Genomic DNA, 15,195 nt, shown 5'->3' on the forward strand with positions numbered 1-15,195 from the left:
CTCTCAGCACAGGGTCGCTCAGCGGCATAGCCGAGCGACCGCACCGGATACTTCCGCTTTTCAGACGACGCTCTTTCCGCCGGTTGCGTCACTTGACGGTGACCGTCCCCTTCATCCCCGCCTCGAAATGCCCGGGTTGCAGGCAGGCAAAATCGACGACGCCAGCGTGGGAAAATCGCCACGTCAGATCACCGGTTTGCCCGGGTTCGACCGTCACGCTATTGGCGTCGTGATCCATCATGTCCGGCATCGCACGCATCATGTCGGCGTGCTCCTTCAGTTCCTGTTTCGAGCCCAGCGTCATCTCGTGACGCACGTTGCCGGCGTTCCTGACAACGAAGCGGATCGTCTCGTCTTTCTTCACAGCGATCGTCGGCGGCTCGAAGCGCATGGAGTCGAGCATCGTGACGGTGATCGTGCGCGTAGCGTCCTTCGCGTGGGCAGGTTTGCCGACGGATAAGGCTTCATCATTTCCGTGGGCCAGCAGTGGAAGTCACCAGGGCAAGCAACAGACCGGCAGCGGCAAGCGTTGACTCGAACATCATCGAATCCACCTTTCCGGCTTGCCCGCACGCGGAGGGAAGCCCGCCTCGCGCAGCGCGGAACCGATCTGTTCTTGCGGCGCGGAGGTTTGGACATGCACGAGCCGGGTTGACGGATCCGCCGTGATGATCGCGCTCGGATCGATCGACTGAATCGCGCGACACGAACATCCAGGCCCGCGCGTTCAGGTGCCAATTCGGCGGCGAGCACGCGCGCGGCGGGTGCGCAAACTGGTGTACGGGACTATCATAAAATCCGTTCCCTTATTCTCAATGCACGGTGCGACGTAAGAATTGGAGGATTGAAAATGAGCGACCAGGGCAGTAAGGACGCGGACTCGCACCAATGTTCCCATGATCACGACACTGCGACGCAATTGAAGGATCCGGTGTGCGGCATGACGATTACAGGAGCATCGCGATTCCACAGCGAACACGATGGAGTCCAGTACTTCTTTTGCAGTGAGTCGTGCCGGAGTAAGTTTCAGGCTGAGCCTCAGAAGTACGTTGCGCCCGCACCCGTGAAAGTGGCAGCCGCCCCAGAAGGCACTATTTACACCTGCCCGATGCACCCCGAAATTCGCCAGGACCACCCGGGCAATTGCCCAAAGTGCGGCATGGCTCTGGAGCCCGTCATTCCAGGGTTGGACGAGCAAGAGAATCCTGAACTCGTTGACTTCCGCCATCGCTTCTGGTGGACGTTGCCACTGACAGCGGTAGTGTTCTTTTTGGCCATGTTTGGGCATCTCTTTGGCTGGATGGAAGCGTCTACCCAGAGTTGGGTGGAATTGGTTCTCTCCACTCCCGTTGTTCTCTGGGCTGGCCTGCCGTTCTTTCAGCGCTGCGTGCAGTCATTCATCAATCGCAGCCCGAACATGTGGACGTTGATTGGACTGGGTACGGGCGCAGCCTATCTCTACAGCGTCATCGCAACGGTTGCGCCTGATCTCTTTCCGGCAACCTTCACGGCCCACGGGCGAATCGGGGTGTACTTCGAAGCTGCGGCGGTCATCATCTCGTTGACGCTGGTCGGACAGCTACTGGAATTGAAAGCGCGCTCGCAGACTTCGGCTGCTATCAAGTCGCTCCTCGGCCTGGCACCGAAGACGGCCCGACGTATCAACCAGGACGGCAGCGAGGAAGATGTGCCACTCGTCCACGTACAGGTTGGCGACATGCTGCGAGTCAGGCCTGGCGAAAAGGTGCCGGTCGACGGCGTTGTGACCGAAGGTTCGAGCGCGCTGGATGAGTCGATGATTACCGGCGAGCCGATTCCAGTGACCAGGCGTGTGGGCGACCACGTCATCGGCGCCACGATGAACACCTCGGGCAGCCTCGTCATCAAATCAGAGAAAGTCGGCTCTCAAACGGTTCTGTCCCAAATCGTTCAGATGGTCGCGCAGGCACAACGCTCCAGGGCACCGATGCAGAGGATGGCCGACAAGGTTGCGGGAGTCTTTGTCCTGGCGGTGATTGGTATTTCACTACTCACGTTCTTCGTCTGGGGCTTCTTCGGCCCTGAGCCGAGCTGGGTGTATGGTCTTGTCAACGCGGTGGCCGTCCTCATCATTGCTTGTCCGTGCGCTCTTGGACTTGCAACCCCAATGTCCGTCATGGTGGCGAGTGGCAAAGGCGCATCGAACGGTGTCCTGTTTCGCGATGCTGAGGCGATCGAGCATCTGCGCAAAGTCGATACGCTAATCGTTGACAAGACTGGCACCCTGACTGAGGGGCGACCGACGTTCGAGCGCGGTATCGGCACAGACGGTTTCGCGGAAGACGAAGTGCTCCGGTTGGCGGCAAGCCTGGACCAGGGCAGCGAGCATCCTCTTGCGGCAACTATCGTCGAGGCGGCTCGTCGGCGAGGCCTTGCACTCGAGAAGGCGGAGCAATTCGAGTCCGGAAGCGGCATTGGGGTGCGAGGCATTGTTGGAGGCAGGAAACTCGCCCTTGGCAACACGGCATTGATGCAAGCGGAGGGGATTGAAACCGCCGCTCTGGCCAGCGACGGTGACGCGTTACGCGCCGAGGGCGCCAGCGTAATGTATCTGGCCGTTGACGGAGAGCTCGCAGGGATTCTCGCGTTATCAGATCCAGTGAAGGCGACCACGCCGGAAGCGGTTGCCAGGCTTAAGGAAGAAGGCATCCAGGTCGTGATGGCCACAGGCGACGGCGTTGCGACGGCGATGGCCGTGGCCGCCAAACTGGGCATCGAGGAATTCCATGGGGAGGTAAAGCCCGCCGACAAGCTGGCCATGGTGTCGAAGCTCCAACAGGACGGCAAGGTCGTCGCGATGGCCGGCGACGGAATCAATGATGCGCCGGCACTCGCCAAGGCCGATGTGGGCATTGCGATGGGAACAGGTACGGATGTCGCCATGAGCAGCGCTCAGGTTACCCTGGTGAAGGGCGACCTGCGCGGCATTGCTCGCGCGCGGCGATTGTCCGAGGCAACCATCCGGAACATGAAGCAAAACCTCGGCTTTGCCTTCGTCTACAACGCGTTCGGCGTTCCCCTGGCCGCGGGGGTACTGTACGCCCCGACGGGTATGTTGCTGTCGCCCATGGTCGCCGCATTAGCGATGAGCCTCAGTTCCGCATCGGTGGTCGCGAACGCATTGCGCCTCCGGAAGGTCGAGATTTGATGCTTCGTCTGCCAAAGACCAGGCTTGTTGCGCCGCAACACTCAAAAGTCCGGGCGCGAGGCTGATCGTGATGCTGGCGATCGGGTTGACGGGGGCTGAAGACGAAAGGGCTCGAACCCGGGCAGATACGACATGGCGACGGCCGGCTTTTGAGCCGGCCCGCCGCCATGTGCCGCGTTGGCTTATACGATCGATGGAATGCGCAGTCAGACCGTCGGTCTTCCTGCAAGGTGCGGTCCAGGGCCGCTTCAGGTCCCGACCGGACGGATCGACAGCGCGTTCTTGACCGAAGTTACGCCGGGTACCCCTTTCGCCACCTCGGTTGCCCGGTCGCTCTGTGCCTGGAGCGGTACGCTGCCTTGCAGCGTGACAGCACCATCGCGGGCGCGAACCGTAATATTGGCCGTCGAGATGCTCCTATCTTTCACCAGCGCATTTCGAACCTGACGTTGTAGCGCCCGGTTCGCTGCTTTCATCGACTTGTAATGCGATCGGGCTTCAGGCGTCGTGGTCGGTGCAGACTCAGGGGCGTTAGCGTTGCTCGCCTGCGCATAGGCGTGAATCGAACCCGAAATCAGAAGGGCGGTACTGACCAGTCTGACGGCTTGGATTGCTTTCATGCATCTTCTCCTGTCGTTGCAGATCGTTGGGCTACAGACTCCGGTATATCGCACAACGCCACCATAATTTCCGGGGCGGATCAAATGGCACTATAGGACAATAAAGGGTTAGGTCAAGAAACAATGCAAATCCGGCCAATTGCGCGGACAAGCGACGATTTGGAATACTTCAAATTACGATGGCGCTCTAATTCCGCTGATAGGATTACAAATCAAAACTAAGGATTAGTTTTTTTCCGCCTTCAATCATGGATTACCAATGCCTGATTGACATATTTAGCCATTCCGGAGGTGGCGTCACAGTTACAATTCCGGCACGAAACGCCTTCCGATGAAGAGGCTCGGCCGCTGTCCGTGGTGAAGTAGGCAATTCGTCCATGGCCGCGGCCGCACGCTCGCCGCCACCATCAGAACAACTGTTTCTGTCCCGACATCAGCGTCGTGAAATCGTCGCGCAGCAACGGCAGAATCGCGTCGGCGACCGGCTGTAATTGCCGCGTCACATAGTGCTCGTAGTCGATCGCCGAGCACAGCGTTTCGAGCGGCTCGGGGCCGGCCACCGTAATCACGTAGCTGATCCAGCCGCCGTTCTGATATTGCAGCGGACGTCCCTGCTGGCGATTGAACTCATCGGCGACGCGTGCCGCGCGCACATGAGGCGGCACGTTGCGCTCGTAGGCGTCGATCGGTCTGCGCAGCTGCTTGCGATAAACCAGCTGATCGTCGAGCCGGCCCGCGAGCGTATCGCGCACGTAGTCGCGCACGTAATCCTGATACGGCTGCTGCTTGAAGATGCGCCGATACAGTTCCTGCTGAAACTGCTGCGCAAGCGGCGTCCAATCGGTGCGCACGGTTTCGAGACCTTTGTAGACCACGTCCTCGCGCCCGTCAGGCAATACCGTAAGGCCTGCGTAGCGTTTCTTGCTGCCTTCCTCGGCACCGCGCACCGTCGGCATGAAAAAGCGCCGGTAGTGCCGCTCGAATTGCAGTTCCAACGCACTGTCGATACCGAAGCGCGCCTGCAGCTTCTGCCGCCACGCCGCGTTGATATGTTCGACGAGCGCGCGGCCGATGCGCGCGGCGTCTTCCTCGTCGTGCGCGTGCCTGAGCCAGACGAAGGTCGAGTCGGTGTCGCCGTAGATCACTTCGTAGCCTTGCGCCTCGATCAGCTCGCGCGTCGTATGCATGATCTCGTGGCCGCGCATCGTGATCGACGACGCCAGCCGCGGATCGAAGAAGCGGCAGCCGGTCGAGCCGAGCACGCCGTAGAACGCGTTCATGATGATCTTCAGCGCCTGCGACAGCGGCTTGTTGTGCTCGCGCTTGGCCGCTTCGCGTGCCTGCCAGACCTGCGCGACGATCGACGGCAGGCAGTGACGCGTGCGTGAGAAGCGCGCGCCGAGAAAGCCCGGCACCGAGTGCGCGTCGTCGGGATGCAGCATGCCTTCGACGAGGCCGAGCGGGTCGATCAGAAACGTGCGAATGATCGACGGGTACAGGCTCTTGTAGTCGAGCACGAGCACCGAGTCGTAGAGGCCGGGCCGCGAATCCATCACGAAGCCGCCGGGGCTCGCGGCGCCGGCCACGTCGCCGAGATTCGGCGCGACATAGCCCTGCCGATGCATGCGCGGCATGTACAGATGCGTGAATGCCGCGACCGAGCCGCCGCTGCGATCGGCGGGCAGGCCGGTCACGGTTGCGCGTTCGAGCAGGAACGGCAGCAGCTCGGTCTTCGCGAAGATGCGCGTGACGAGCTCGCAGTCCTTCAGGTTGTAGCGCGCGAGCGCGGGCTTGTCTTCGTCGAAGCGGCGCTGGATTTCGTCCATGCGCTGATACGGGTTGTCGATTGCCTTGCCTTCGCCCAGCACCGAACGCGACACGTATTCGAGGCTGAACGACGGAAAGCTCCACGTTGCCGAACGCAATGCCTCGATGCCGTCGATGACCCAACGGCCCGCCACACCCGCGAAAAAATGATTGCGTGTCACGCCATGTTCGCGCCACTCCATCACCGCGCCGCCGCGGCCGATGCGCAGCGGCACGCGATACTGCTCGGCATGCTGTTGCAGCACCTTCAGATCGAACTGCACCAGGTTCCAGCCGATGATCGCATCGGGATCGTGCCGCTCCATCCACTCGATCAGCTTTTCGAGCAGTTGCGCGCGGGTTTCGCAATATTCGAGCTTGAAGTCTAGGGGGGCGGCGGGGTTGCCATTGGGCGGCCCAAGCATATACACCTGCCGCTCGCCGCAGCCTTCGAGCGCGATCGAATAAAGCTCGGCATGTGCGCTCGTTTCGATGTCGAGCGATACGAGCTTCAACGGCGGACGATATCCGTTGGCCGGTTTGAGCTCGCCATCGAGCCAGGGGCCCTGGTTCCGCGGCACGCCGCTGAACCACACCGGCGCGGTGATGAAGCGCTCCATCATGTAGCGCTCGGGCGGCTGGATATCGGCCTCGTAGACATCGACGCCGCCTTCTCGGAGGCGCTTTTCGAAGCCCTTCAATTGCCGGTATTGCGCACAGTAAAGCCCGCTGACCGGCCGATGCTGGAAGTCGTGCAATTCGAGCGGACGCAGATCGAGCGGCGCGTCGCGGCGCAGGATCGTTTCGGCGCGTTCGCGATGTTCGGCCGGAATGAAGGCAACGGACGGCTGAGGGCGCAGACGGATGTGGCGCGGCCCGCTGTTCGTCGCCAGCCAGAACTCGATTTCCGTGCCGGCGGGCGTGTCCCGCCAATGCCGGGTCAAAATGAAACCCTGCTCGAACTCAGTCAAACTTCCACCTTTTACGCGGCGCAATTGCCTTGCGCGATTTTACCGCCGCGGGCAACGACTTTGAGCGGGCAAAGAAAAGGGCGCTTCGCATTGAAGCGCCCCAAGCAGCACGGCTTTATTTCTTTAAAGCCGGTTCAGTTCAGTTCCGGTCGCTCAGGCTTCGAGCGCGAGTGTCGCGAACGTGGCGAGCCAGTGCTCGCCCATGTAGTCGCCCGCCACATGCGGCAGCGCGCAGCGCAGATGACGCTCGGCCGCATCGAACAACAGGGTGCGCCGCACGTCGCCGGCGGGCAGCGCACGCGCGAGCGCACGCTGGCACCACGCGCGGCTCAGATTGAGGCCGTCCAGATGCGCAATCTTGCCGTCGCTGCGATCGGTGACGGTGACGGGTTCTAACAGCGTCGCCGGCTTTTTCGCGCCGAGGTCCGGCAGGAATCGTCCGAACCAGTCGGCGAACTGCGCGGACGGCAACACGCGCCGCATCAACTCCGCTTCCATTAGCGACGGCGACAGGAACTCGTCGCCGGCCGGCTCCCACGCCTGACAAGCGACGTCATCCAGATACCAGCGCTCCGCGGTGCTGACGATCAGCGCCTCGAGCGATTCGCGCGAGGTGTGCCGTGCGAAATCGAGTGTCAGTGCGAGTGCGAACGCCATGTTGAAGTGCGTGCCGACGCGCAGCGGATAGGTCGCTTTCGGCAGGAACTCCTCGAAACGTTCGACGAACGTCTCGGTGAGCGGCACGAACGTCTTCGACCAGCGCGCGGCTTCGGAGATTTTCATCGACTGCAACTGCGTGCTGAGCGCGAGCAGCCATGCCCAGCCATACGGCCGCTCGAAGCCGCGGTTGTGCGGCAGGCCCAGATACGCGAGTTCGCCGGCGACGTTCGCCTCGGTGAAATGATCGTCGACCACCGCGACGATGCGCGCGGCCTCGGGCAGATCGGGGAAGCGTTCGAGCAGATGCAGGATCAACCAGTAGCCGTGCACACACGAATGCCAGTCGTAGCTGCCGTAGAAGATCGGATGCAGGGCGCGCGGACCCTGCACGTCCTGCGGCCCTGCGAGCGAGTGCGTGAGCTTGTTCGGGTATTCGCGCGTGAGGTGAGCGAGCGCGACATTGGCGAATTTCGACGCGAATTCGCGGGTGAGCTGGGTGGTCATCGGCGGCTCCTCAGAAGCGCAATACGAACAGGTACGACAGTATGGTGTTGACGATCGGCAATAGTAAAGCGGTCGGCCATTCGGCTTGATCGCGCCGATCGCGCCGAGAATCGCCGGGTTGCCGTTGAACTGATGCACGATCGGCGGCGCGTGCCGGAAGCGCTCAGCCCGCGTTGATTCCTTCCGACGTCAACTGCCGCAACTGCTCCAGCAGCTTGACCGCCGGACTCGGCAGGATGCCCTGGCGCCGCCGGAACGCGGTCAACGTGCGCCGCCCGACCACGCCCGGCACGCCGAGCGTATCGAACACGCCGGCCTTGCTCTCGGTCACGTACATGGTCGACGCCATCCAGCTCAGAAAGCCCGAACGCGCAACCAGACTCTTCAGCGCCGTGACCGAGCGCGTTTCGACGACGACGTTCGGTAGTCCCAGCCCGCGCTCCGCAAACACGCTCTGCATGTGCTCGAACGGCCCGGTGCCGCGCGGCGGAATAGCCCAGCGCTCGCCCAGCGTGTCGGCGAGCTTGAGGTCGGGCTTACCCCGCAGCGGATGATCGAGCGCGGCGACCACGTAGCTCGCATCTTCCCAGCGGCAATCGGCGATCGCGGTGATCTCGTCGGTATCGGGCACGGCCATGCTGAGCGCGAGATCGATCTGACGTTTGACGAGTGCATCCGCGAGCCGGTCCCACACCCCCTCGATGATCTCCACGCGCAGGTTCGGCCACTTCGTCAACACGCCGCTGACCGCGAGCGGCAACAGCAGGCTCGCGATGCTGCCCACCGCGCCGACGCGGATCGTGCCGCGTGCGAGGCCGCGCATCGCGTCGATTTCCTCGCGCGCCTGTTCGGCTTCGCGTTGCAACAGGATCGCGTGCGGCAGCAGTGCTTCGCCGACCGCGGTCAGATGCATGCCGCGCGAGTGCCGCTCGAACAGCGGCGCGCCGACCTGTTCCTCGAGACGGCGGATGGTCCGACTAAGCGCCGGCTGAGTGATGTGCAGCGCTTCGGCGGCGCGTCCGAGGCTGCCGCTCTCGACGATCACCGCGAATGCCTGCAGTTGTTGAAGGTTGTAAGTCATGCCAAAAGGTAATGCCTTTTAGCGAATTAGGCAATTTTCGGTTACCCCGGCGGCCGTGATAATGGCCTGTCGATTTTTCGCGCTCATCACACAGGAGGCCTCGCATGACAGGCAGCGCGCCGCAGCACAAGCCAGCACACACGAAAGAGCAGGGCACCCAATGGACCGTTCGCGACGCGGTCATCGACTTTGCGCGCCGCGTCGGCATGACGTCGATCTTCGCGAACCCCGGCTCGACCGAACTGCCGATGTTCCGCGATTTCCCCGCGGATTTCCGCTACGTGCTCGGTCTTCAGGAAGCGGTCGTGGTCGGCATGGCCGACGGCTACGCGCAGGCGACCGGCAACGCGGCGCTCGTGAACCTGCATTCGGCGGCGGGCGTCGGCAACGCGATGGGCAATATCTTCACCGCGTTTCGCAACCGCACGCCGCTCGTCGTCACCGCGGGTCAGCAGGCCCGCTCGATCCTGCCGTTCGACCCGTTCCTTGCCGCGATCCAGGCGACCGAATTGCCAAAGCCCTACGTGAAATGGAGCATCGAGCCGGCCCGCGCGCAGGACGTGCCGCTCGCGATCGCGCGTGCGTACGCGATCGCGATGCAGGAGCCGCGCGGCCCGGTGTTCGTGTCGATCCCCGCCGACGACTGGGATCAGCCGGCCGAACGGGTGGCCGATCGCGAGGTCGCGCACATCATGCGTCCCGATCCGGCGATGCTGGAGCGCATCGGCGCGGTGCTAGACGCGTGCGAACGGCCCGCATTCGTGGTGGGCGGCGCGGTCGATCGTGCGAATGCAGCGACAGACGTGGTACGGCTCGCGGAGCGGCATGCGGCGCGCGTCTACGTCGCGCCGATGACCGGGCGTTGCAGCTTCCCCGAAACGCATCGGCTGTTCGCGGGCTTTTTGCCGGCGATGCGCGAGCGCATCGTCGAACTGCTCGGCGCGCACGACGCGATCTTCGTGCTCGGCGCGCCCGCGTTCACGTATCACGTCGAAGGCAGCGGCCCGCATGTGCCGCCGGGCGCGCGGCTGTGTCAGTTGACCGACGATCCGGGCGTCGCGGCATGGACGCCGCAAGGCATCGCCGCGGTCGGCAATCTGCGGCTCGGTGTGCAGGACCTGCTTGCGCGCGCCGCGCCCAAAGCGCGCGAGTTGCCCGCGCCGCGCGCCGTGGCGCCGCGCGCGCTGCCGCCGGCGCAAGGCGAGCGGATGTCGGTCGCATTCGCGCTGCAGACACTCGCCGAAGTGCGCGATCCCGATGGCATCGTCGTCGAGGAAGCGCCGAGCTCGCGGCCCGTCATGCAGACCTATCTGCCGATCGCGCGCCCCGGCACTTTCATGACGATGGACAGCGGAGGCCTCGGCTACGGCATGCCGGCGGCGGTCGGCGTCGCGCTCGCGCGGCCCGGCGAGCGCGTGATCGCGCTGATCGGCGACGGTTCGAGCATGTACTCGATCCAGGCGATCTGGAGCGCGGTGCAGATGCAGCTGCCGATCACGTTCGTGATTCTGAACAACACGCGCTACGCGGCGTTGCAGGAATTCGCGCCGGTGTTCGGTTTCGCGCCGAACGAGACCGTGCAGGGCACGGATTTGCCGGGGCTCGACTTCGTGACGATCGCGGCGGGCATGGGTTGCCCTGGCGTGCGCGTCAGCGAGGCCGCTGAGCTTGCCGGCGTGTTGCGTCGCGCGCTGAGCGACGCTGACGGCAAAAGCGGTCCCACGCTCGTCGAAGCGATCGTCGCGTAACGGTGCTTCCCATTCACGAAAAGAAGAGAGTCCTACGATGAAAAACGTATCGATGCTGATCGGCGGCGAACAGGCACAGGCGCGCAACGGCGCGACCTTCGAGCGCCGCAATCCGCTCGACGGCGAAGTCGCGTCGCGCGCGCCGGCCGCGACCGTTGAAGATGCCGTCGCCGCCGTCGATGCCGCCGCGGCCGCCTTTCCGGTGTGGTCCGCGCTCGGACCGAGCGAGCGCCGCGCGTTGCTGACGAAGGCCGCGCACGCCCTCGAAGCGAAGGCCGACGCGTTCGCCGCCGCAATGGCCGCCGAGACCGGCGCGTCGGGCATCTGGGCCGGCTTCAACGTCCATCTCGCGGCGGCCGGGCTGATCGAAGCGGCCGCGCTGACCACGCAGATCGCCGGCGAACTGATTCCGTCCGACGTGCCCGGCAGTCTCGCGATGGGCGTGCGCCAGCCCGCGGGCGTCGTGCTCGGCATCGCGCCGTGGAACGCGCCGGTGATTCTCGCGGTGCGCGCGATCGCGTTGCCGCTCGCATGCGGCAACACGGTCGTGCTGAAGGGCTCGGAGATCTGCCCGGCGACACATGGTCTGATCATCGAGGCGATGCAGCAGGCGGGTCTGCCGCGCGGCACGGTGAACTTCGTGACCAATGCGCCGGCCGACGCCGCACGCATCGTCGACTCGATGATCGAACACCCGGCCGTGCGGCGCGTCAACTTCACGGGCTCGACGCGCGTGGGGCGTCTTATCGCCGAAACCTGCGCGCGCAATCTGAAGCCCTCGGTGCTCGAACTCGGCGGCAAAGCGCCGCTCGTCGTGCTCGACGACGCCGATATCGGCGCCGCCGTCGATGCGGCCGTGTTCGGCGCGTTCGCCAATTCCGGGCAAATCTGCATGTCGACCGAGCGGATCATCGTCGACGACAGCATCGCCGATGCGTTCGTCGAGCGGCTCGCCGCGCGTGCGCGCGCGTTGCCGCTCGGCGACCCGCGCAATGGGCCGGTCGTGCTCGGCTCGGTGGTCGATATGAGCACCGTCGAGCGCTGCAACGCGCTGATCGACGACGCGCTCGCCAAAGGCGCGACGCTCGTGTGCGGCGGCAAGAGCGAAACCACATTGATGCCCGCGACGCTGCTCGATCGCGTGACGCCGGACATGCGCATCTATCACGACGAATCGTTCGGACCGGCCAAGCCGATCGTGCGCGTGCGCGGCGAAGAAGCCGCGATAGCGTGCGCGAACGACAACGAATACGGCCTGTCGGCGGCGGTATTCGGCCGCGACACGGCGCGTGCGCTGAACGTCGCGAAGCGCATCGAGTCGGGCATTTGTCACGTGAACGGTCCGACCGTGCACGACGAAGCGCAGATGCCGTTCGGCGGCGTGAAGGCGAGTGGCTTCGGCCGCTTCGGCGGAAAGGCGGGGATCGCGGAATTCACCGATCTGCGCTGGGTCACGGTGCAAACCACGCCGCGTCACTATCCGTTCTAATTGCCGACACCAAAAAATCGAACAACGCGCGCGCAGCGCAAACAACGGAGACATGTCGATGAACTACGTTCCTCCCGCTTCGGCCGCGCCCTCGCCCTCGACCTCGACCGCGCGCGACGACGCGGCGCTCGCCGGCATTGCGCGCGGCGGCAACACGGTCGACATCGGTCATGCGCTCGACGACGGCCCCTATACGTTGCTGCAGAAAATCGCGGTGGTGCTCGCGGCGCTGTCGATCGTCGTCGATGGTTTCGACAGCCAGCTAATCGGCTTTGCGATTCCGATGCTGATCAAGGAGTGGGGCATCACGCGCAATGCGTTTGCGCCGGTGGTCGCGTCGGGGCTCATCGGCATGGGCATCGGCAGTGCGTTCGCGGGGCTGTTCGCCGATCGCTTCGGCCGCCGCTGGGCCGTGATCGGCAGCGTATTCGTGTTCGGTCTCGCGACCTGCGCGATCAGTCTGGCGCCGAACGTCGCGGCCATCGCGGCGCTGCGTTTTATCGCGGGGCTCGGCATCGGCGGCGCGCTGCCGACGTCTACGACGCTGACCGCCGAGTTCACGCCCGCGCGTTTTCGTACCTTCGCGGTGACGGCGACCATTCTGTGCGTGCCTCTCGGTGGCATGGTCGCGGGACTGTTCGCCGGGCAGGTGTTGCCGATTTATGGCTGGCGCGGTCTGTTCGTCGCGGGTGGGGTGCTGCCGCTCGTGCTCGGCATCGTCCTCGTCGCCGCGCTGCCGGAATCGCCGCGCTTTATGGCGCGCCGTCCGCATCGCTGGCCAGAACTCGCGAAGCTGCTGCGGCGCATGGCCCGCGACGTGTCGGCCGATGCGAGCTTTACCGACGTGCGCGAACAAAGCGCCGAGAAACACGTGGGCTTCACCGCGCTGTTTCGCGATGGCCGGTCGCGCGATACCGTCGCGATCTGGGGCGCGTTCTTCATGTGCCTGCTCGCGGTGTACGCGGCATTCAGCTGGCTGCCGTCGATGCTGACGAGCGAGGGTTTGAGCGTGTCGCTCGCGGGCTATGGCCTGAGCGCGTACAACCTTGGCGGCGTAATCGGCGCGGTGCTGTGGGCGCTGGCGATCGGGCGCTACGGCTCGCGCTGGCCGCTGCTGCTGTGCTGCGCGGGCGGCGTCGCGAGCGCATGGATGCTGCTCGGCGTCAGCGCGACACAGCATACGGCGTTGATGATCGTCGGCCTCGGCTTGCATGGGCTGTTCGTCAATGCGGTGCAATCGACGATGTACGCGCTGTGCGCCTACGTCTATCCGACCGGCGTGCGGGCCACTGGCACCGCGTCGGCACTCGCGGTCGGCCGCGTCGGCGCGATTCTGAGCGCGTTCGCGGGCGCCGCGGTGATCACGGCCGGCGGCGCATCGGGCTATCTGCTGATGCTCGGTATCGCGATGGTCATCGTGCTGATCGCGCTGGCGGTGGTGCGGCGGCATATTCCGCGGCGAGGCGCCGCGACCGTGCGCTGAGCGATGCGAAAGGCCGTCGCGATGCCCCGGCTCACGTAGCGACGCTATCAACCTCGTTGAATATAAACGGGCAATGCCACCGCATTTGCGGCCGGATCGCCGGCTGCATCGGTCGGCAAATATTGCGTCTGAAACGCGGTAAACATCGCGGCAAACCCATCGGCGCGCTGCACGATCACCGCGCCGTCCTGGAACGCGCCGTTTTCGTTGTAGTGCGGACCGCGCGGATTGCCCTGATTCATGTGGGTTTCGTGAAGACCGTCCTTCTTCGGCAGAAACAGAAAGCCGAACCCGTAGACGACGATGCCTGCGGTCGTCGGTGTCCAGAAATCGCGGTTATGCAACTGGCCGCTGCCGTTGTCGTAGGGCAGGCTTTGCGACGGCTTGCTTTCGTCGATGGTCAGGATTTCGTCGATGATGTCGTTGACGTCGGCGCGATTGCCGTTTTTATCCTCGTAGGGGACCGGCCGCATGCGGTGAATGTCGAGCAGGCTGCTGTCCTGGAAGTAGTCGAGCCGCGGAAAGCCGCTGGTGTAGAGGCCGACGTTCAGGGCCTGCAGTTTCGTGGTGAGCGGATCGGCGAAGTTCAGATCGGCATAGAAGTACACGTCGTCGTTACCGCTTGCGCCCGGTTGCGTCGATGCCGAATTGACGACGATATTGAATGGCGTGTTGTCGTTGCCAGTAACCGTAATCACATAGTGCGGACTGCCCACATACGAATCTTTGAAAGGCGCCGCGCGCAGCAGTTTTCCCTTGAACATGCAGTATTCGTTCATGACTGAATGACCCTGTCGAAGTTGATGAACGGAGAGCGACTCGCACCCAGCATATGATGCGACGCGTCGATAAACAAGGTCGTGCGGACGGCGCGGCGAACGTCGAACAGATCAAAGAGCCGTTTCGTACCCGGCCGCACACCGGGCCCATTCGACCAGCACGTCGGTCACATCGGCGGGCCGCTCCATCGTGCACATATGACCGCTTCGTTCGATCACGCGAAGCTTCGAGCCGCGAATCTGCGCGTGCATCTCCTCGTGACGCGCCAACGGACTCCATTTGTCATCGCGTCCGCACACGATCATCGTCGGGCACGCGATGTCGCGAAGCAGCGCCGTCGCATCGGGGCGATCCAGCAATGCGCGGATCTGCGCCGCGAATTTATCTGGCGTGCTTCGCTCGATCATGTCGAGCACCGCCTCGTAGACGGCGGAATCGTGGCGATCGGCGTTGACCATGCCGGGCGCCCACTCGTTGCCCATCGCGCGCATGCCTTTCGCGCGCGCGAGTTCGAGTAGTCGCAGCCGCTGCGCGCGCTCGCTTTCGCCGGCCTCGCCGGCGGCACGCGGCGTGCAACCGGTGTCGAGCAACGCGAGCCCGGCGATGCGTTGCGGTGCGCGCCGGAACACTTCGAGCGCGACCCGTCCCCCCATCGAATGACCCGCAACTAGCAGGCGGTCTCCCGAAACCGACTCGAGCACGAGTTCGGCCATCGCGCCGAGCGAGTCGCGCATGCCGTAGTCGGGCACGAAGCAGTCGCCGATCGCGCCAAGCGCGCCGCGCTGATCGGCCCACACTGCGCCGTCGCAGAGCAGTCCAGGGAGCAAAACGATTTGGTGGGTCATGGGGGGTCCTGTGATGCGTTG

11 protein-coding genes are annotated in these 15,195 nt (G+C 64.1%); 4 read left to right on the top strand and 7 right to left on the bottom strand.

Features of this window, described 5'->3' with window-relative positions; genetic code table 11:
- Positions 1-88 precede the first annotated feature (88 nt).
- Positions 89-403, bottom strand: a complete 315-nt coding sequence (locus tag AB3X95_RS14680) for a plastocyanin/azurin family copper-binding protein (protein ID WP_368621683.1) — start codon at positions 401-403, stop codon at positions 89-91.
- 447 nt (positions 404-850) lie between these two features.
- Between AB3X95_RS14680 and AB3X95_RS14685 the strand changes: the two genes are divergently transcribed.
- Positions 851-3,187: a heavy metal translocating P-type ATPase gene (locus AB3X95_RS14685; protein ID WP_368621684.1), complete on the top strand. Its 2,337-nt coding sequence runs from the start codon at positions 851-853 to the stop codon at positions 3,185-3,187.
- A 248-nt stretch (positions 3,188-3,435) separates the two neighbouring features.
- Here AB3X95_RS14685 and AB3X95_RS14690 read toward each other — a convergent pair whose 3' ends face one another.
- The 4 genes from AB3X95_RS14690 to AB3X95_RS14705 form a co-directional block, all read right to left on the bottom strand.
- Positions 3,436-3,807, bottom strand: a complete 372-nt coding sequence (locus AB3X95_RS14690; protein ID WP_176120261.1) for a BON domain-containing protein — start codon at positions 3,805-3,807, stop codon at positions 3,436-3,438.
- A gap of 407 nt (positions 3,808-4,214) precedes the next feature.
- Positions 4,215-6,584, bottom strand: a complete 2,370-nt coding sequence (locus tag AB3X95_RS14695) for a DNA polymerase II (RefSeq protein ID WP_368621685.1) — start codon at positions 6,582-6,584, stop codon at positions 4,215-4,217.
- Positions 6,585-6,737: 153 nt separating this feature from the next.
- Positions 6,738-7,748: a DUF2891 domain-containing protein gene (locus tag AB3X95_RS14700; protein ID WP_176120263.1), complete on the bottom strand. Its 1,011-nt coding sequence runs from the start codon at positions 7,746-7,748 to the stop codon at positions 6,738-6,740.
- Positions 7,749-7,911: 163 nt separating this feature from the next.
- Positions 7,912-8,829: a LysR family transcriptional regulator gene (locus AB3X95_RS14705; RefSeq protein WP_176120264.1), complete on the bottom strand. Its 918-nt coding sequence runs from the start codon at positions 8,827-8,829 to the stop codon at positions 7,912-7,914.
- Between the two features lie 104 nt (positions 8,830-8,933).
- Between AB3X95_RS14705 and mdlC the strand changes: the two genes are divergently transcribed.
- The 3 genes from mdlC to AB3X95_RS14720 are packed head-to-tail and all read left to right on the top strand — an operon-like array spanning position 8,934 to position 13,549.
- Positions 8,934-10,577 (top strand): benzoylformate decarboxylase, encoded by a 1,644-nt coding sequence (gene mdlC, locus AB3X95_RS14710; RefSeq protein WP_368621686.1) that lies wholly within the window; start codon positions 8,934-8,936, stop codon positions 10,575-10,577.
- A gap of 37 nt (positions 10,578-10,614) precedes the next feature.
- Positions 10,615-12,066 carry an aldehyde dehydrogenase gene (locus AB3X95_RS14715; protein ID WP_368621687.1) on the top strand — a complete coding sequence of 484 codons (1,452 nt, stop codon included), beginning with the start codon at positions 10,615-10,617 and terminating at the stop codon, positions 12,064-12,066.
- A 58-nt stretch (positions 12,067-12,124) separates the two neighbouring features.
- Positions 12,125-13,549 (top strand): MFS transporter, encoded by a 1,425-nt coding sequence (locus tag AB3X95_RS14720; RefSeq protein ID WP_368621688.1) that lies wholly within the window; start codon positions 12,125-12,127, stop codon positions 13,547-13,549.
- A 47-nt stretch (positions 13,550-13,596) separates the two neighbouring features.
- Here AB3X95_RS14720 and AB3X95_RS14725 read toward each other — a convergent pair whose 3' ends face one another.
- Positions 13,597-14,328, bottom strand: a complete 732-nt coding sequence (locus AB3X95_RS14725; RefSeq protein WP_368621689.1) for a DUF2278 family protein — start codon at positions 14,326-14,328, stop codon at positions 13,597-13,599.
- 111 nt (positions 14,329-14,439) lie between these two features.
- Complete coding sequence (locus AB3X95_RS14730) at positions 14,440-15,174, bottom strand: alpha/beta fold hydrolase (protein WP_368621690.1); 735 nt, start codon at positions 15,172-15,174, stop codon at positions 14,440-14,442.
- Positions 15,175-15,195 lie beyond the last annotated feature (21 nt).

The organism is Paraburkholderia sp. BR13444 (assembly GCF_040948755.1).
Lineage (GTDB): Bacteria > Pseudomonadota > Gammaproteobacteria > Burkholderiales > Burkholderiaceae > Paraburkholderia > Paraburkholderia youngii.